Origin of the sequence: Muricauda sp. SCSIO 65647 (assembly GCF_021534965.1) — a bacterium.
Classification (GTDB): domain Bacteria; phylum Bacteroidota; class Bacteroidia; order Flavobacteriales; family Flavobacteriaceae; genus Flagellimonas_A.
This window is the reverse complement of sequence record NZ_CP091037.1, coordinates 1,562,228-1,581,540: the sequence shown is the minus strand read 5'-3', so window position 1 is coordinate 1,581,540 and position 19,313 is coordinate 1,562,228. Positions and strand designations below refer to the sequence as shown.

The window sequence follows — 19,313 nt, the reverse complement described above, 5'->3', positions numbered from 1 at the left end:
TATCTTTAAGATAAAATTGCAAAACCCCATGAGACTTTTTTTGCCCGTCTTTTTGCTCGGCCTCTTTTTGTTTGGCTGCTCTTCTGATAGTGGTGATGACCCAATACAAGTCGATGACGACATTGCCATAACCGATGATGACGCCGGTTCGATGACCGGTGATGACCCCGATATCGGTACCGGAAACACCACTAATTCATTCGCCCCATGTGAGGGAGGGTCAGCCGCAGGATATGCATGTCAAGGCTATGATCTTGTTTTTCAAATGCCCTTAAATGCTTTTAATGCTTCACGGGCCAATGATATTTGGGGATGGACAGATCCAGACACCGATAACGAGTATGCTCTGGTAGGCCTTGACAATGGTACGGCCTTCGTTGATATTACAGATGACCAAAACCCAGTATATTTAGGAAAGTTGCCTACTGCTACGGGCAGCAGTGTTTGGAGGGATATCAAAGTATATGGCAACCACGCCTTTATCGTGGCAGAATCGGCCAATCATGGTATGCAGGTGTTTGACCTCACCCGATTGCGAAACGTTGCCAATGTGCCGGAAACATTTTCTTCAGATGCCAGGTACACGGGTATTGGCAATGCCCATAACATCGTCATCAATGAAATGGTGGGCTTTGCTTATCCAGTAGGTACTGATAGAAATGATGCATTCAATGGCGGCGCACATTTTTTGGATGTGGCGAATCCGACAAGTCCAGTAGGTGTTGGGGGGTATGGCGGTCGAGGGTATACCCATGACGCGCAAGTGGTGACCTATAACGGTCCAGATTCAGATTATACAGGAAGGGAAATCTTCATTGGGGCCAATGAGACCCAAGTAATTATTGCCGATGTGACCGATAAGGCCAATCCGGTCGACATCGCAACATTGGGCTATCCACAATTGGCTTACACGCATCAAGGTTGGTTCACTGAAGACCAACGGTACTTCATTTTGGGAGATGAGCTCGATGAGGTGAACTTTGGGGTAGATTCAAGAACCTTGGTGTTTGATTTTACCGACTTGGATGCCCCTACATTGCATACCACGTACAGTGGTCCGACCGGTGCCATTGACCATAACGGCTATGTGTTGGGCGACCGGTATTATTTGGCCAATTACACTGCCGGTGTCAGAATATTGGATATTTCACAGATTGCCGATGAAATCATTGTCGAAGAAGGGTTCTTTGACACGTATCCCAGTAGCGATACGGCAGATTTCAATGGGGTTTGGAGTGTATACCCCTATTTTTCAAGCGGAAAGATACTGGTCAACGATATCAATTCAGGGTTGTTCGTCATCAAGAAATCCAATTAATGTACGCATGAAAAAGTGGTGGTTTGTTTTTGGGATCCTCTTGCTGTTTTCATGTTCAGGTGACGACTATGGCTCAGATGATGACGGGCAAGACGAAATGGAAGAGACCAATTTCTTGGGTGAAATCGATTGGGTCAAAAGCTATGGAGGTTCAGGTGAAGATACGGCCCAAGAAATTGTCCATACCGCCGATGGGGGGTATGCGGTGCTCGGATACACCAACAGTACAGATGGTGACATTACCGGAAAATCATTGGTGGTCAACGATTATTGGTTGTTGAAGTTGGATGCTGATGGAAACCTGCTTTGGAACAAGACCTATGGCGGCAGCAAAGACGACAGGGGCCAATCGGTCATCGAGACCGATGACGGGGGGTTTGCCATTGTGGGCTACGCCATGAGCGATGATGGTGATGGCACCAACAACGAAGGCTTTCATGACAATTGGATTTTGCGATTGGATGCTTCGGGAAGCATTCTATGGGAAAAAAGTTTCGGGTTTTCAGGCCATGACCACAGCTATGACGTGGTACAGACGGTTGATGGTGGTTTTTTCTTTGCAGGGTTTTTAGATGTTACCCAATCAGGTGGTGAGGGCAATTTTGGCAAGGGAGGTTACCTTACGCGGCACGGTGTGGGTGAGTTTTGGGGCACTAAATTAGATGCCGATGGCAATCTTCAATGGCGAAGATATTTTGGGGGTACGAACAACGATCGGGCCTATAGCGTCTTGGCAACCGATGATGGCAGTTTTTTGATGGCCGGGGCCTCAGAAAGCGATGATTTTGATATAACCAGCCCAAAGGGAAGCTATGATTTTTGGGTGGTCAAGGTCGATAAGAACGGCACTATGCTCTGGCAAAGATCACTGGGGGGCTCAGGTATTGATATAGCCCGTGATATTACGAAAACAACAGATGGCGGTTATCTTGTGGTAGGCCATACCTTTAGTACTGACGCTGATATTTCACAGAATCATGGCGAGTCTGATGTCTGGTTGGTCAAATTAGACGACAATGGCAACAAGCTTTGGCAAAAATCTTTGGGCGGATTGGAATTTGACGCTGCCGAGAGCGTGGTTTTGACGAAAGATGGCGGATTTCTAATTGCCGGTAATTCGAAAAGCAGTGATGGCGACATTTCACAAAACAAGGGCGAGAATGACCTTTTGTTGATCAAGACCGACAGAAATGGCAATATTACCTGGCAACAGACCTTTGGGGGGTCTGATTTAGATTTTGGTTTTGATGCCATTGAAAATCAAGATGGTAGCCTTGTTTTGGTTGGTGAAGCAAAGAGCACCGATATTCCTGAAATTCAGCATAAGGGCGAAAAAGACCTTGTGGTGGTGAAAATTAAATAGAGCCTTCTTTGATTGATAAATTCTGTTTAACCTTTCCATAGAAAAACTTTATCAAAACATACGTTATTATAATGTAAGAAAACGTGGTAAAACCCTACTAATACCGTATATTTGACAGCTATTTAGAATAAATCTTAGTAAAAGAATGATCAAAGTTTCTGAAACAGCAAAGCAGAAAGTTGTGGCATTGATGACTGAAGAAGGGTTTGATGCCACGAAAGACTATGTGCGCGTAGGTGTGAAAAGTGGTGGTTGCAGTGGGTTGTCATACGAACTCAAGTTCGATGATAAAACCGCAGATAATGACAAGGTTTTTGAAGACAACTCAGTTCGTATCATCATCGACAAAAAGAGCTTTTTGTACCTGGTCGGCACCACGTTGGAATATTCTGGCGGATTGAATGGCAAGGGGTTTGTGTTCAATAACCCAAACGCGCAGCGCACCTGTGGATGCGGTGAAAGTTTTTCATTATAAAATTTTAGAACGGGAACATGGCCTATACAGAAGAAGAATTAAAGAAAGAACTCGAGACCAAAGAGTACGAGTATGGTTTTTATACCGATATTGAATCCGACACCTTTCCGAAGGGGTTGAACGAAGATATCGTGGCCGCCATTTCAAAGAAAAAGGGAGAGCCCGGATGGATGACAGAGTGGCGTTTGGAATCTTTTCGTATCTGGAAAGAAATGGAAGAGCCCGAGTGGGCCAACGTCACCTATAAAAAGCCTGACTTTCAAGATATCTCTTATTATTCGGCTCCCAATAAAAAACCCAAATACAATAGTTTGGATGAGGTGGATCCAGAGTTGTTGGATACCTTCAAGAGACTGGGTATTTCTTTGGACGAACAGAAAAAACTGGCGGGAGTGGCGGTTGATGTTGTGATGGATTCTGTTTCAGTGGCCACCACGTTCAAGAAGACCTTGGCCGAAAAGGGCATCATCTTTTGCTCGATTTCAGAAGCGATACAAGAACATCCTGAACTGGTGAAGAAATATATCGGTACGGTGGTGCCCCAGAAAGACAATTTCTATGCAGCGCTGAACTCGGCAGTCTTTTCAGATGGCAGCTTTTGCTACATTCCAAAAGGAGTGCGATGCCCGATGGAACTGTCGACCTATTTCCGTATCAATCAAGCGGGTACGGGCCAGTTCGAAAGAACTTTGGTCATTGCTGATGAAGGCAGCTATGTCAGTTATTTAGAAGGCTGTACCGCACCCATGCGTGATGAGAACCAATTGCATGCCGCGGTAGTCGAATTGATCGCTTTAGATAATGCCGAAATCAAGTATTCAACGGTACAAAACTGGTATCCCGGTGATAAGGAAGGAAATGGCGGGGTCTTTAATTTTGTGACCAAGCGCGGACTTTGCGAAAAGAACGCCAAGATTTCTTGGACACAGGTAGAGACAGGTTCGGCCATCACATGGAAATATCCTTCCTGTGTATTGAAAGGCGACAATTCTATCGGGGAGTTCTACTCCATCGCGGTAACGAACAATTTTCAACAGGCCGATACGGGCACCAAAATGATTCACCTGGGCAAGAACACGAGAAGCACCATTATTTCAAAGGGTATTTCCGCTGGGCAGTCGCAGAACAGTTACCGGGGGTTGGTACAGGTGAACGGCCGTGCTGAGAATGCCCGTAACTTTTCGCAATGTGACTCATTGTTGATGGGCAATCAATGTGGAGCACATACTTTTCCATATATCGAGGCCAAGAACAAGACCGCTCAGATAGAGCATGAGGCCACCACCAGTAAAATTGGTGAAGACCAGATTTTCTATTGCAACCAGAGGGGCATCGATACTGAAAAGGCCATCGCTTTGATCGTCAATGGCTTTAGCAAAGAGGTATTGAACAAGTTGCCCATGGAGTTTGCCGTAGAGGCGCAAAAATTATTGGAGATCAGTTTAGAGGGTTCAGTTGGTTGATTGAAGAGAATATTGGCCCTGACATTTCGCAGATCAAGGTCCGTATGAATGCCTTTTAAAAAAGATTTTGATACGTTTCCAAAGAGTTCGAATTATTTGAAATAAAGAAAAAATGCTAAAAATCAAGAATTTACATGCCGGTGTCGACGGCAAAAAAATATTGAATGGTATAAACTTAGAGGTGAATGCCGGAGAGGTACATGCCATCATGGGCCCCAACGGTTCGGGCAAGAGTACCTTGGCCGAGGTCATTGCGGGCAAAGAAGAGTTTGAGATAAAGAAGGGTAGCATCGAACTCGATGGGGAAGACTTGGAAGAACTCGCCCCTGAAGAGCGAGCACATAAGGGAATTTTCCTTTCGTTTCAATATCCAGTTGAAATTCCGGGAGTGTCGGTGACCAATTTCATGAAAACGGCCATCAACGAATCACGCAAGGCCAGGGGGCTTGAAGATATGCCGGCAAACCAGATGTTGAAACTCATCCGTGAGAAATCAGAGATGCTCGATATCGACAGAAAGTTTCTTTCGCGTTCGTTGAACGAAGGTTTTTCAGGCGGTGAAAAGAAGCGGAACGAAATCTTTCAATTGGCGATGATGGAGCCAAAACTCGCCATTTTAGATGAAACCGATTCAGGGCTCGACATCGACGCCCTGCGCATCGTGGCCAATGGGGTGAACAAGTTGCGGGGCAAAGACAACGCCATCGTTGTGATCACCCATTACCAGCGATTGCTCGAATATATCGTGCCCGATTATGTACATGTGCTGCACGAGGGCAAAATCGTGAAGTCGGGCGACAAAGACCTGGCCCTTGAACTGGAAGAGAAAGGGTACGATTGGATCAAACAAGAAGCTACTGTTTAGCGGCTTCTGGTTCAAAGTTTCTGGTTTCAGGTTATGGCAACTGTAAAGTATTTTGAAGATTTGGATGTTTGGCAAGAGGCACGAAGATTGTCCAAAGAAATAATTGAAATATCCAAAAAGACAGACTTGAAATCTGATTTTCGATTGAGAGATCAAATAAAAGCTTCTTCGGGCTCAGTTATGGACAATATCGCTGAAGGATTTGAAAGAGATGGAAATAGGGAATTCATACAATTTCTATCTATCTCTAAATCTTCCGCTGGTGAAACAAGGTCGCAATTGTACCGCATTTATGATAATGGATATATATCTGAAGACAAATTATTTGATCTAATAAAGGACTACAAAATTCTGAGCAAACGTATTGCAAATTTCATGGCCTATCTGAACAAAGAGGATTTCAAAGGCTTGAAATTCAGGAACGGAGTGGTAAACAATAGAAACTTGAAACATCAAACAAAGTTTGATGGGAAACATGAAACCAAAGAATAATGGATTTAAAAGACAAACTCATATCATCGTTCATGGCGTTTGAGAACAATGTCGATGTGAACCATCCGGTGCACGACATTCGATCTGAAGCGATCAAAACCTTTGAGGCGAAAGGGTTTCCGACCAAAAAACAGGAAGCTTGGAAGTACACCTCTTTGAACAATTTGCAAAAGGTCGATTTCAGTGTGTTTCCGAAAGTAGAGAATGCACTCGAGTATAAAGATGTCAAAAAGTATTTTCTTCACGAGATCGATACCTATAAAATTGTATTTATCGATGGTGTCTATAGCAGTTATCTATCTGAGACCACCCATGATGGGGTCGATGTCTGTTTGATGAGCTCTGCTTTGACCAAGCCCATGTACAAACAGGTCATTGACGTTTATTTCAACAAAGTGGCCTCTAAAGATGAATCACTGACTACCTTGAACACGGCATTCAGCAAAGAGGGGGCCTATATCTATATTCCCAAGAACAAGGCACCGAGAAAGCCCATTCAGATTTTGCATTTGGCAACGGGCAATGAAGCGGCCCTGATGTTACAGCCCCGTAATTTGATCATTGCGGAAGAAAATGCTGAACTTCAGGTAATCGAGCGTCACCAAAGTTTGACAGGCAATGAAGTCTTTACCAATTCGGTGACCGAGATCTTTGCGGCCAAAGACGCCATTGTTGATTACTACAAGGTACAGAACGATGTTAATACAGCTTCGTTGGTCGATAACACCTATATTTCGCAGAAAGATAACAGCGTGGTTCGGGTACATACCTTTTCTTTTGGTGGAAAGTTAACCCGCAACAACCTTAACTTTTACCAAAATGGTGAACGTATCGATTCGACCTTGAAGGGAATTACCATTTTAGGCGAAAAGCAGCATGTTGACCACCACACTTTGGTGCACCATGCCGAGCCCAACTGCGAGAGCCATCAAGATTATAAAGGTGTTTTCGGCGAAAGGTCAACGGGGGTCTTCAACGGTAAGATCATTGTCGATAAGATTGCCCAAAAGACCAATGCCTTTCAGCAGAACAACAATGTGCTCATCAGCGACAAGGCGACCGTAAACTCAAAGCCCCAGCTTGAGATTTTTGCCGATGATGTCAAATGTTCACATGGTTGCACCATTGGCCAATTGGATGAGGAGGCACTCTTTTATCTTCAGTCAAGGGGTATCCCCAAAAAGGAAGCGGCGGCGTTGCTCATGTATGCCTTTGCCAATAATGTGTTGGAAAGCGTCCGTATTCCTGAATTGAAGACCCGTATCAATAAATTGATCGCGAATAAGTTGGGTGTTCGATTGGGCTTTGAACTATAAAATATCATTCCAACGGAAGCAGGAATCCCTTTCATGATAGGTACAACCTTTAACATAGGAACCATCCGTAAAGACTTCCCGATTCTAAATCGTAAGGTCAATGGAAAGCCTTTGGTCTATTTTGACAATGCGGCCACTTCCCAGACCCCTAAACAGGTCATCGATGTCATTGTTGATTATTACCAACGGTACAACGCCAACATACACCGAGGGGTACACACCCTTTCGCAAGAGGCCACCGATGCCTATGAAGAAGCTAGGGGCAAAATTCAAAGGCATTTCAACATTGCCAAACCCCATGAAGTGATTTTCACTTCGGGCACTACCCATGGTATCAATTTGGTGGCCAATGGCTTTTCTTCCTTTATACAAAAAGGAGATGAAGTTTTGGTCTCGGCCATGGAGCACCATAGCAATATCGTGCCCTGGCAGATGCTCTGTGAACGAACAGGGGCGGTTTTAAAGGTGATTCCCATGAATTTGGAAGGTGAGTTGATCATGGATGAATATCACAACCTCCTTTCCGAAAAAACAAAATTGGTGTTCTGCAACCATGTTTCGAATGCACTGGGTACGGTCAATCCCATTAAGGAAATTATCGAAGCGGCCCATCGGGCAGGCGCAGCCGTTTTGATCGATGGTGCCCAAGCGGCCCCCCATATAAAGGCCGATGTGCAAGCCTTGAATGTGGATTTCTACACGGTCTCCGCCCACAAAATGTGTGGCCCCACCGGAATCGGAATGCTGTATGGAAAAGAAGAATGGCTACAAAAGTTGCCCCCTTATCAAGGCGGTGGTGAAATGATAGCTGAGGTGACCTTTGAAAAGACCACCTATGCCGACTTACCGCACAAGTTTGAGGCCGGTACACCCAATGTTTGTGGTGGCATCGCTTTTGGTGCAGCACTCGATTACATGAACGGTATCGGGTTTGATGCCATAGCGACCTACGAACAAGAACTGCTTGAATATGCCACGGAAGAGCTGCTAAAAATCGAAGGGCTCAAGATTTATGGTACGGCAAAAGAAAAAACATCGGTCATATCGTTCAACATCGAGGGGTTTCACCCCTATGACATCGGCACGATTTTAGACAAACTGGGTATTGCCGTACGCACCGGCCACCATTGCGCACAACCGATTATGGACTTCTACCGGATTCCCGGTACGGTTCGGGCCAGTTTTAGTTTTTATAATACCAAAGAAGAGATCGAGGCAATGGTCGAGGCGGTCAAAAGGGCCAAAGCTATGTTATTGTAATCTAGGTTAACATTTTGCCAATCATTTGATAAACGCCTGAACGAATGGTATTTTTGCACAAAACCGACAGATGACCATTGCCGAGATACAAGACGAGATAGTAGATGAGTTTTCGATGTTCGATGACTGGATGCAGCGTTATGAGTATATGATCGAATTGGGCAAATCACTACCGTTGATAGATGACCAATATAAGACTGATGATAACCTCATCAAGGGCTGCCAAAGCAAGGTTTGGGTGCATGCAGAATTAGAAGGTGATAAATTGGTCTTTACCGCAGATAGTGATGCCATTATCACAAAGGGCATTATAGCCATTTTGATTCGGGCCTACAGCGATCAGAGACCTCAAGACATCATCGAAGCCAATACTGGCTTCATTGATGAAATTGGACTAAAAGAGCATTTGTCGCCTACAAGGGCCAATGGTCTGGTCAGCATGATCAAACAGTTGAAACTGTATGCCGTGGCCTATCAAACACAATTGAACTAACATGGGTGAAGACACAAAGACCATTGATACTGCCGAACTGGGAGAAAAAATAGTACGGGTATTAAAAACGATTTATGACCCCGAGATACCTGTTGATATCTATGAATTGGGGCTGATTTATGATGTCTTTGTCAATGAAGATTATGATGTCAAGATTCTGATGACCCTTACTTCGCCGAATTGCCCAGTGGCAGAAACACTGCCCGTTGAAGTAGAGGAAAAAGTGAAATCTTTGGACGTGGTCAAGGGTGCCGAGGTCGAGATTACCTTTGACCCACCATGGACACAAGATCTTATGAGTGAAGAAGCCAAACTTGAGTTGGGACTTTTATAACATGGCAGAAGAAATAGTAAATAGGGTCGCGCAAAGTAAACTGATCACCTTTGATTTGGAAGAACTCTATCCAGAAGGGGAAAGGAGGGTGCTTGACATCAAAGAGTGGCTTTACGAGGGGTTGATCTTACGTGAAAAAGAATTCCGGTTTAAAGTTGACGAGCACGATTGGTCGCAATATGCCGATTCTTATGTGGCCCTTACCTGTTCTTCAGATGCCATTGTGCCCGGTTGGGCGTTTATGCTGCTCGCTTCCAAACTACAGCCTTTTGCAAAAAAAGTGGTTCGAGGTGATTCAGAGACACTCGAGACCTTATTGTATCAAGAAATCATTCAAAGCCTAGATGTTTCCAGCTTTGAAGACAAGCCTGTTATCATCAAAGGCTGTGCAAACAAACCCGTACCTGAAAATGCCTATCTCATGGCTATCGCCAAAATACAGCCTGTCGCCAAAAGTGTGATGTACGGTGAGGCCTGCTCTTCTGTGCCCTTGCACAAAAGAAAATAATGCCCAAAGCAGAAATGTGACAATTCGTACTTTTGTGTTTCTAATCGCTAAAACACTAACAGTATGAAGAACTTAATCGCTATGGTCGCCGCCCTTTTGGCGACCACTATGGTATGGGCCCAGACCAAAGAAGAACTAGAGGCCGAAATGGCCCCCAAAAAAGATTCCATTGCCGCCATTCAAGGTAGGGTCGATGCCCTACAGGCCCAAATTGATGCCCTGCCCGGTTGGCGGGTGGGCGCTTTCGGTACCATTGGGGGTAGTCTTTCAAATTTCAACAATTGGTACGCCCAAGGTTTTCCGAACAACTCATCGGGTAACATAGGCTTTACGGTCAATGCATATGCCAATTTAATCGAAGACAAGTTTTTTTGGAGAAATTCATTGAACACCAACCTTTCATGGGTAAAATTGGACGATGAAGATGACCCCAATGATGAAGAAGGTTTTCGTGAGGCGACCGATGTATTCAATTTGACATCCCTTTATGGTCGAAAATTGAGTGAAAAATGGGCGGCATCTGGTTTAATGGAATATCGCACCACCATTCTCAGCAACTTTAACGATCCCGGTTATCTAGATTTGGGTGTCGGCATGACATGGACACCCATTACCGATCTAGTGGTAGTGATACACCCCTTGAACTATAATTTCGTGTTTGCCGATGACGATACCATTTTCAATTCGTCATTGGGCGCCAAAATCTTGGCCGATTATACACGAAAGATCGGTGCCATCAACTTCAAGACAAACCTTTCGATGTTTCAAAGTTATGAAGATGGCGACCTGAGCAACTGGACATGGATAAACTCTTTTTCCTATACACTTTGGAAGGTCATTGGCGTCGGGTTTGATTTCGGACTTCGCAACAACAAACAGGAAGCCCTTAACTATGAAGTCAACACTCTTGGCAATACCGGGGCCACCTTTGATACTATAGACAACGATTTACAGACCTACTGGACCTTGGGATTGAGCTATTCTTTCTAAATACCATGGTGGTATACACATAAAAAAGCCCAGACAATTTGTCTGGGCTTTTTTAATGTAAGTAGGGTTTAAATTGGGTTATTTTGCTAACCTTTTTTGAGCTTAAGCTCGAGTGAAAATTTGGGGATAAACACTATAACTTAATCATGGTAAAGATACGACCACAAAATTGTTAACCCGCAATTTTTGTTGTCAAACAATTCTTTTTTGTGGTGGCCCAAACCAGTGGTGCGGTTTTATCGATGAACAGCATTATGCGAGGTGTTATGAAAAAGTGTCAAGATGTTCAGGGTATAGAAAATTGTTGTACGGAAAACGCGTCACGTGTATTTCCCTAACGGCTTGATAGACCTTTTTTCTGAACCCATCCAAGTTGTCTTTATTCAGGGCCGAGATGAATAGTGCATCATTGCCCATTCTGCCAAACCATGTCTTTTGCCATTCTTCCAAGGTAAAATGGGCAGCGGTCTTTTCAGTGACCAAATCATCTTCCTCAATGGTTTCGGGTCGGTATCGATCTATTTTGTTAAAGACCATGATGATTTTTTTGTCGGCACTTCCGATTTCATCCAGAATTTGGTTCACCGACTCAATATGCTCCTCAAAATTTGGGTGTGAGATGTCAACAACATGCAATAACAGGTCGGCTTCACGTACTTCATCCAATGTGCTTTTGAAGCTTTCAACCAATTGTGTGGGCAGTTTTCTGATGAATCCGACCGTATCGCTCAGTAAAAAGGGCAGGTTGCCAATGACCACTTTTCGAACAGTGGTATCAAGCGTGGCAAACAACTTGTCTTCGGCAAAAACATCACTCTTGCTGATAACGTTCATCAGGGTTGATTTGCCTACGTTGGTATAACCGACCAAGGCTACCCGTACCAAGGCCCCGCGATTGCCCCGCTGGGTTTCCATCTGCTTGTCTATCTTGCCCAATTTTTTTTTCAAAAGGGCAATGCGGTCACGAACAATACGCCTATCGGTCTCTATCTCTGTTTCACCAGGTCCGCGCATACCAATACCCCCGCGTTGTCGCTCTAAGTGTGTCCATAGGCCGGTCAGTCTTGGTAAAAGGTATTCGTACTGGGCAAGCTCGACTTGGGTACGGGCATAACTGGTCTGGGCCCGTTGGGCAAAAATATCCAGGATCAAACTGGTACGATCCAATATTTTGCAGCGCAATATTTTTTCAATATTGTTTTGCTGTGCGGGTGAGAGCTCATCATCAAAGATGACCGAACCAATATCATTTTCTTTGACAAATCGTTGTACATCTTCCATCTTTCCGCTACCGATAAAAGTCTTCGGATTGGGCACCTCGATTCTTTGCACAAAACGTTTTACCACTTCACCACCGGCGGTATAGGTCAGAAATTCAAGCTCGTCAAGATATTCTTTGACTTTTTGCTCGTTCTGTGATTTGTTGATGATACCGATGAGGGCGGCTTTTTCGAGCTCAATGTTCTTTTTGTCAAGCATAGTCTTAATTAGACTGCAAAGCTACACAATGTTTGCAAGTTGAATTTTGTATTTTGGGGGAAGCATTTTTTACTATGTCAAAAAAGGGCCCCTATAAGAAACCCCATACGATCGCTTTCTATAATCTGGAAAATTTTTTCGATACGGTCAATGACCCCTACACACTTGATGATGACTTCACACCAGCGGGATTTAAAAAGTGGACCCCACAGCGTTTCAAAAAGAAAGCAAAAAAGTTGGCCCGTGCCATTGCAAAGATCGGTGTTGAAGAAACACAAAAACCACCTGTATTGATCGGCATTGCCGAGGTAGAGAACAAGAATGTCATCGAATATTTGCTGGCCCAAAAACCACTTTCGGAAATAGCATACGATTATGTGCATTTTGACTCGCCAGACGAAAGGGGCATCGACACGGCACTATTGTACCATAAAGACCACTTTGAGGTTTTGCAGGCAGAGATGATACCTCTTATCATTGACAATTTGAACGGTGACCGAGACCTTACCCGAGATATTTTATATGTGAAGGGGCAGCTTCATGCAGAAGAAGTCCACATTTTTGTCAACCATTGGCCCTCAAGGAGAGATGGGGCCGAAGAAACCCAATACAAACGCATAAAGGCTGCAGAAGAGATAATGGGAAAAATGAAAAAAATTGCCGATAAAGAAGCAAACCTTATTGTAATGGGCGATTTTAATGACGACCCCAATGCCAAGAGCATTGAAATGCTGATGAAGACAGGCAAGTTTATCAATCCGTGGAGAAAACTGCTTTCACCGGTCAGCGGTAGTGCAAATTATAAAGGGGTATGGAGCCTCTTTGATCAAATATTACTGTCGCACAGCTTTTTGAACCACGAGCCGAATACCCATAGCTTTCAGAAAGCAGCCATTTTTTCACCTCGTTTGCTAAAAGAATGGAAAGGTTCATACAAGGGGAATCCGTTTCGGACTTTTGCCGGTAAAAAATATTTAGGCGGTTATAGCGACCATTTTCCCGTTTATGTCATATTGAAAGAGCAGTGATAAGCTTGGGGCAAGGGCACCACAAAACCACAAAAAATTGAATTTTCACAACATGCGAATGAGAAAAACTGCGCATTTCATCGAATAAATAGGGATTTTAATCGATGATTTTAGTTAATAAAAATATATTTGTAGTCCAAATCTTACTCATTAGAAAGCCATGGACTACAATAACATTGTCTTTAAGACTTTGCAAATTGTTCTCTTTTCAAGTGTACTTTTCTACACCGCACTGGTTAGAGGTCAGTCCAAAGAACAGAAAAATTTCATTCGTTCCGTTTATCAGACCAAAGAAATAGAGACTTTCATTTCAAAAATGAAGGCTGGTTATGACATGAAGCAAATCAAGCTTCAACAATTTGCCAAAGAAAATGGATTAAAGATGAATGAAAAACTATCTGATGGCACTATTGTTTCATTGCAAGATTTGGGAGATGACGGCACGCCTCTTTTCTACACCACATTTATGGATCCTACCAGCAAAGTTTCCAGGGCCAATGAACTTCATCAAGGAGGCTCATTGAATTTGGCTTTAGACGGTGACGATCTTGAGGTTGGGGTTTGGGATGCAGGTATTGCCCTGGCCACCCATCAAGAATTTGATGTTAGGGCCAAGAATATGGATGGTACGGAAGAAATCAGCCCACATGCCACAATGGTCACGGGGGCGCTAATTTCATCGGGGGTCAAGAAAAAGGCCAAGGGCGTGGCTTTTGCCGCTGATGCATTGACCCACGATTGGACACGCGATAAAATTGAAGTGGCAGAGGCCGCAGCAAACGGTATGTTGCTTTCAAACCATTCATACGGTATCAAATCTGACCGTGTACCTGACTGGTACTTTGGCTCATACATCAAGGTGTCACAAGATTGGGACGATATCATGTTCAATGCGCCCTATTATTTAATGGTCACCGCAGCGGGCAATGCGCAGAATTCTTATGACAATGAAATGCCCGTTTACGGCAAAACAAAAGATGGGTTCGATCTTTTGCTGGGCTTTGCCGTTTCTAAAAATGGCATTACCGTAGCTGGAGCCAATACCCGAATCAATGACAAAGGTGAATTGACCAGTGCCGAAGTGGCGGGCTATAGCAGCTTTGGCCCGGTTGATGATGGTCGTATCAAACCTGATTTGGCAGGCGATGGCACTTCGGTTTTTTCTGCAAGTTCATACGGCAACCAAAGCTATGGAGCCTCAACGGGCACTTCGATGGCCACACCGGGGGTAACAGGTTCTTTGCTTTTATTACAACAGTACCATGAGCAACTTTACGGCACCTACATGAAGGCGGCCACTTTGAAGGGGCTTGCCCTACATACCGCCGATGATGTTGCCGCTGCTGGGCCAGATTATAAAATGGGATGGGGCGTTCTGAACGTCAAGCAAGCGGCCGAGGTATTGAAACATAAAGACTTTAGTACAATAATTTCTGAAGAAACCTTGGCAAATAATGCGGTATATTCCATTACGGTAAAGGCCGACGGAAAGCAGCCTTTATCGGCTTCCATTTCTTGGACCGATCCTAAAGGAGAATTCATCAACCGGGGCAGTATAAATGATGCCACCGCAGCATTGACAAATGATTTGGATATGAGGATTACCAAGGACGGAAAAGAATTTTTTCCTTGGAAACTGAATCCGGCAAAAGCCAATGACAGAGCCCAAAAGGGCGATAATCGAGTCGATCCCTATGAACGTATCGATATACAGGATGCAAAAGGAGAATACACCATCACCATCACACACAAAGGCGGTCTTACCAGTGCTGTACAAGATTTTTCATTGATTGTTTCAGGGGCAGAGCTGACCCAATGTCGCATTGAGGCCCCAAATGGACTGGAGTTGGCCTCAGCGACCGAAGCAGTTGCAAGGTTTGAATGGAATGCAGCAGCCGAAACGCTCTTTGAGATTCAATACAAAGAAAAGAACGAGGTTGAATGGGTTACTGGCCATACCTGGGAAAACCATTGGAACATACCCGACCTTGAAAAGGGCAAAGCGTATGAAATCAGATTACGGGCAGTATGCACTGAAAATTTGGTCTCAGAATTCAGTAAGACACTCGAATTTGAATTCAATGGAGCGGCTACCGAGCAACCGATCGAATATGGGCCATTGTCACATTCTGAAGCGTTGCATATTTCCGTATATCCCAATCCGGCAGTGAATGAGTTAATGGTAAATGCCCAATTGTCATCTGATGCCGAGTATTCGGTGGTGACCGTATCGGGCAATATCATTAAGAACGGAAAAGTCAATGGTGCCATCAATGTCGCTGATTTGGCCTCTGGCCTATATGTGTTGATGGTGCAGGACCATTCGGGTTTGAAAAGCTCGAAATTCTACAAAAACTAAGAGCTTAATTGGGCTTTGAAGCTCAAACTTTTTTGATTTCGCTGTCTTTCAACAACCCATCGCCCCGTAAGCGCAAGAAAACCTGGGCAGTGGTAACCACATCGAGTTCACAGTAGGTAATGATCCTGTCGAGATCGCTTTCCTTATAATAGACATCCCTTACCATACTGCCGTCCATATCTTCCTTTGGTGAAGGAATATCCAGAACATTGGCCAAGAGCTTCAATGAGGTAAAATGTTTGTAATCGCCGAACTTCCAGAGTTCCATGGTATCGAGGTGGGGCACTTCCCATGGCTTCTTACCGAACAAATCCAATTTATAGGGTAGTTTGATGCCATTGATAAGCATTCTTCTGGCGATATACGGAAAATCGAATTCCTTTCCATTATGGGCGCACAACAAATGTTTGGTTTGGCTAAAATGCTCAATAAGCAGGTTTTTGAATGATTTTAAGATCTTGATTTCTTCACCGTGGTAAGAAGTGACCCGAAAACTTCTGGCGTCACCATCGATGGCAAAAAACCCCACTGAGATACAGATGATCTTGCCAAACTCGGCCCAGATACCGGCCCGCTCATAGAACTCTTCGGGACTGATTTCATCTTTTCTTTGGTACTGTGACTTCTGCTCCCAGAGTATTTGGCGTTCTTGGTCAAGTTCGCCAAAACTTTCTTTTTGGGGCACGGTCTCGATATCTAAAAAAAGAATGTTCTCTAAATTCAGTTTGTAGAGCATGGCCGAAAAATACTAATTTGGGATGAAACCGCATACTTCCAAAAATTAAATGGTATCTTGTTTACTTTCAAAAGGCTATGAATTTGAAAAGAATACTCTGTACGGTTTTGGCGTTGGTCGGTATGGGCTGTTCAACCGATGACAATGGTGTAACCCAAGAAGATATCAAGAAAACGGCGAAAGCTGATTTTATGGTTATCGGCGAAGACTTGGATACTGTTTATCAGTTTAACTATGATGCTGATTCAAATAATGGCGAACAGATTGATCTGACAGATGAATTGGGAGTTTGGCCCAATTATATCACCTTAAGGCAATTCAAAGACCAACTTTCTTTCTTTTCTTTTTTCGCTGGAGCTTTTTCTTTGGCGGTAAAGGATGTTTCAACAGGCGCATTGGCAAATTACGATAGTTTTTACACCTACAGCACCGAGCGGTCGGTTGCGTGGGGCACCAATAATACCTCGAATGTGTTTTTCGGGTATTTTGGCCCTTGGAGCAGTAGAAACCTTGCCATACAAGATATCTCGCTGCAAGAAAATGAAGGCGAAGATATCACCATCGATTTTGGTATCGATCAGGTTTTTCAACCTCTTTTTCTGGAAGATAAGATATATATGGTCTATCGCGACAATCAAGGAGACTATAAATTGACCCAGTACAATACCCGCACAAAGAACAAAGGCGCTACACTTGATTTTGGAGAAACCGCGATCAGCATTTTAACTAACGAGTCGGGTAACCTGGTGGTCATCAGAAATGGTGTTGAAACCACTTTGGAGATCTATGATGCAGATAGTTTGATGTTTTTAGGGGGTGTACCGATGAGCTTGGATTCAGGATTTTTACCCGGCCCCATTGATGATGCCATAGTTGTCGACAACCGATTCTATTATTCGATGCCCTATGCGCAACCTGCCCCTTTTTCAGCAGGGCCCGCGATATACGATTTGACCACCCAAGAAAATAGACGGATCGATTTCTTGGCCATCGCCAATGAAATAGAAATAGAATTGGGAACAGGTATTACCGTGATCGCACAAGATTATGATTGGATTCAAGAGGTTTTTTTAGTGGGCTATAGGGTTCGTACTGAAGAGGTATTGGGTGGCGTAATGCAAATTTCGACCGATGGAGAACTATTGGCCAATATCACGGTTCCGTTCTTTCCGACGTATTTCGTAAAAAACTAAAACAAACTTTGCTGCTTTATCGGGCTCTCATGATCCAATAACCACTTTTTTCGGTGAAGGCCACCGGCATAACCGGTCAAATCTCCATTGCTTCCGATGATACGGTGACAGGGAACCACTATCCATAATGGATTTTTTCCATTGGCGGCGGCAACGGCACGAATGGCCTTTACATCGCCCAATCGTTTTGTGAGCTCTAGATAAGAGACCGTTTTTCCATAGGGAACTTCCAGAAGAGCGCTCCAGACCTTTTTCTGGAAGTCTGTGCCCTGGGGATTCAATTTTAGATCGAATTGTTTTCGGGAGCCTTCAAAATATTCCTTCAATTGGTACACGGCATCTTCCAACACTTCTGGAATGATATCGGCTGGTTTTTTCTCGTCGATTACGGTAATGGAAATCAATCCTGAAGTATCGCCTTTGAATTCGGCCGTGCCGATAGGGGTTTTAAGGTAAGCGGTTTCCATCAGTCTTCGTCGGGTATTTGTTCTTGTATAATGCCCAGACGCTTGGCGCGCACCTCCCAATTTTTGCGGGCCAGCAATTGTAGATCGGCAACATTGTCACTTTCATCCATGATTTCAAGTCCCAAGAGTGTTTCGATGACATCTTCCATGGTGACAAGCCCACTGACCGAACCATACTCATCGACCACCAGTGCAATATGTTCACGTTTGGCGACAAAGGTTTCGAATAGTTGGGGAATTGGCGTTTTGCGACTGGTCGCCAAAATATCACGTTTGATCGTCGATAACGGGGCTTTGCCCTTTTCATTGATAATGGTCTCGAGCACTTCGTCTTTCAACACAAACCCTGTGATATGGTCAACACTGTCTTTGAATAGGGGTATTCTTGAAAACCGTAACTGCGGATTGGCTTCAAAAAAGTCTTTGATGGCGGTATCTTCAGAAGCCATTTTCATTACGGTTCTCGGGGTCATTACATCTTTGGCCATGATTTCGTCGAACCGCAAAAGATTTTTGATGACCTTCGATTCTGATTCCAATACGGCCCCTTCTTCATGGGCGATGTCTGCCATGGCTGTGAAATCTTCACGGCTCAATACACTACCGTGCACGTTCTTCTTGCCGATCAATTTGGTAAATAGCTGCAAAAGCCAGAGCAATCCCGTCCATTTCAATACAAAGACCATTGCTTTTAAGGCCTTTGCCGTGAAATTGGCCAGTTGTTTCCAATAGGTGGCGCCTATGGTTTTCGGAATGATCTCAGAAGCGACCAAGATCAAGATCGTCATGATGGTCGAAACAGCGCCTACCATGAGATCTTCGGTAAACTCGATGCCGAGAAGGGTGCGCTGTTCGCTACCAAAGGCATTGGCGTAGGCCGTTTTGGCCTGTACACCTACCAAAATGGCCCCTACGGTATGGGCAACGGTGTTGAGGGTCAAAATAGCGATGAGGGGCTTGTCAACATCTTTTTTGAGATCTTCAAGTTCAAAGGCGTACGTTTTTCCCTCTGCCTTTTTTACATTGATGAACGTCGGGGTGATGCTCAGCAGTACCGCTTCGAGAATTGAGCATAAAAAGGAGAAAAAGATGGAAATGAGTGCGTAAAAAATCAGGAGTCCCATGAGCGCTTGCTTATGACTAAGATATTAATAATTTAGGAACACCCTGTTGT

General features: G+C 44.2%; 19 protein-coding genes. 15 read left to right on the top strand and 4 right to left on the bottom strand.

Annotation, left to right across the window (positions count from 1 at the left end; genetic code table 11):
- Positions 1–28 precede the first annotated feature (28 nt).
- The 12 genes from L0P89_RS07050 (at position 29) to L0P89_RS06995 (ending at position 10,877) form a co-directional block, all read left to right on the top strand.
- Positions 29–1,318, top strand: a complete 1,290-nt coding sequence (locus L0P89_RS07050; RefSeq protein ID WP_235267702.1) for a choice-of-anchor B family protein — start codon at positions 29–31, stop codon at positions 1,316–1,318.
- Positions 1,319–1,325: 7 nt separating this feature from the next.
- The gene (locus tag L0P89_RS07045; RefSeq protein WP_235267701.1) at positions 1,326–2,681 is read left to right on the top strand and encodes a hypothetical protein; all 1,356 of its coding nucleotides are present in this window, start codon (positions 1,326–1,328) and stop codon (positions 2,679–2,681) included.
- Positions 2,682–2,826: 145 nt separating this feature from the next.
- A complete protein-coding gene (locus tag L0P89_RS07040) occupies positions 2,827–3,156 on the top strand; it encodes a HesB/IscA family protein (protein ID WP_235267700.1) in 330 nt (109 codons plus the stop codon).
- 17 nt (positions 3,157–3,173) lie between these two features.
- Positions 3,174–4,619, top strand: a complete 1,446-nt coding sequence (gene sufB, locus L0P89_RS07035; protein WP_235267699.1) for a Fe-S cluster assembly protein SufB — start codon at positions 3,174–3,176, stop codon at positions 4,617–4,619.
- 112 nt (positions 4,620–4,731) lie between these two features.
- Positions 4,732–5,484: a Fe-S cluster assembly ATPase SufC gene (sufC, locus tag L0P89_RS07030; protein ID WP_235267698.1), complete on the top strand. Its 753-nt coding sequence runs from the start codon at positions 4,732–4,734 to the stop codon at positions 5,482–5,484.
- Between the two features lie 33 nt (positions 5,485–5,517).
- Positions 5,518–5,976: a four helix bundle protein gene (locus L0P89_RS07025; RefSeq protein WP_313790947.1), complete on the top strand. Its 459-nt coding sequence runs from the start codon at positions 5,518–5,520 to the stop codon at positions 5,974–5,976.
- Positions 5,976–7,292: a Fe-S cluster assembly protein SufD gene (gene sufD / locus L0P89_RS07020; protein WP_235267697.1), complete on the top strand. Its 1,317-nt coding sequence runs from the start codon at positions 5,976–5,978 to the stop codon at positions 7,290–7,292. Before L0P89_RS07025 ends, sufD begins: the two co-directional genes overlap by 1 nt.
- Before the next feature lie 33 nt (positions 7,293–7,325).
- Positions 7,326–8,552, top strand: a complete 1,227-nt coding sequence (locus L0P89_RS07015; protein ID WP_235267696.1) for an aminotransferase class V-fold PLP-dependent enzyme — start codon at positions 7,326–7,328, stop codon at positions 8,550–8,552.
- Between the two features lie 70 nt (positions 8,553–8,622).
- Positions 8,623–9,045 (top strand): SufE family protein, encoded by a 423-nt coding sequence (locus tag L0P89_RS07010; RefSeq protein WP_235267695.1) that lies wholly within the window; start codon positions 8,623–8,625, stop codon positions 9,043–9,045.
- Between the two features lies 1 nt (position 9,046).
- Positions 9,047–9,379, top strand: a complete 333-nt coding sequence (locus L0P89_RS07005) for a DUF59 domain-containing protein (protein ID WP_235267694.1) — start codon at positions 9,047–9,049, stop codon at positions 9,377–9,379.
- Position 9,380: 1 nt separating this feature from the next.
- A complete protein-coding gene (locus L0P89_RS07000; protein WP_235267693.1) occupies positions 9,381–9,887 on the top strand; it encodes a DUF2480 family protein in 507 nt (168 codons plus the stop codon).
- Between the two features lie 63 nt (positions 9,888–9,950).
- Complete coding sequence (locus tag L0P89_RS06995; RefSeq protein ID WP_235267692.1) at positions 9,951–10,877, top strand: DUF3078 domain-containing protein; 927 nt, start codon at positions 9,951–9,953, stop codon at positions 10,875–10,877.
- A gap of 264 nt (positions 10,878–11,141) precedes the next feature.
- Here L0P89_RS06995 and hflX read toward each other — a convergent pair whose 3' ends face one another.
- Positions 11,142–12,356, bottom strand: a complete 1,215-nt coding sequence (gene hflX, locus L0P89_RS06990) for a GTPase HflX (protein ID WP_235267691.1) — start codon at positions 12,354–12,356, stop codon at positions 11,142–11,144.
- 74 nt (positions 12,357–12,430) lie between these two features.
- On the opposite strand from hflX, the gene L0P89_RS06985 reads away from it, so the two are divergent.
- Together L0P89_RS06985 and L0P89_RS06980 are read left to right on the top strand one after the other, a co-directional pair.
- Positions 12,431–13,384 carry an endonuclease/exonuclease/phosphatase family protein gene (locus tag L0P89_RS06985; RefSeq protein WP_235267690.1) on the top strand — a complete coding sequence of 318 codons (954 nt, stop codon included), beginning with the start codon at positions 12,431–12,433 and terminating at the stop codon, positions 13,382–13,384.
- A 160-nt stretch (positions 13,385–13,544) separates the two neighbouring features.
- Complete coding sequence (locus tag L0P89_RS06980; protein ID WP_235267689.1) at positions 13,545–15,743, top strand: S8 family serine peptidase; 2,199 nt, start codon at positions 13,545–13,547, stop codon at positions 15,741–15,743.
- Between the two features lie 22 nt (positions 15,744–15,765).
- On the opposite strand, the gene L0P89_RS06975 is transcribed toward L0P89_RS06980, so the two are convergent.
- A complete protein-coding gene (locus tag L0P89_RS06975) occupies positions 15,766–16,479 on the bottom strand; it encodes a 3'-5' exonuclease (RefSeq protein ID WP_235267688.1) in 714 nt (237 codons plus the stop codon).
- 77 nt (positions 16,480–16,556) lie between these two features.
- Between L0P89_RS06975 and L0P89_RS06970 the strand changes: the two genes are divergently transcribed.
- Positions 16,557–17,672 carry a hypothetical protein gene (locus L0P89_RS06970; protein WP_235267687.1) on the top strand — a complete coding sequence of 372 codons (1,116 nt, stop codon included), beginning with the start codon at positions 16,557–16,559 and terminating at the stop codon, positions 17,670–17,672.
- Here the strand turns inward: L0P89_RS06970 and L0P89_RS06965 are convergent.
- Both L0P89_RS06965 and L0P89_RS06960 read right to left on the bottom strand, forming a co-directional pair.
- Entirely contained in the window at positions 17,669–18,139 is a 471-nt protein-coding gene (locus L0P89_RS06965) for a methylated-DNA--[protein]-cysteine S-methyltransferase (protein WP_235267686.1), read from the bottom strand. The genes L0P89_RS06970 and L0P89_RS06965 overlap by 4 nt on opposite strands.
- Positions 18,139–19,263: a CNNM domain-containing protein gene (locus L0P89_RS06960; protein ID WP_235267685.1), complete on the bottom strand. Its 1,125-nt coding sequence runs from the start codon at positions 19,261–19,263 to the stop codon at positions 18,139–18,141. The genes L0P89_RS06965 and L0P89_RS06960 overlap by 1 nt, the downstream gene beginning before the upstream one ends.
- Between the last annotated feature and the right edge of the window lie 50 nt (positions 19,264–19,313).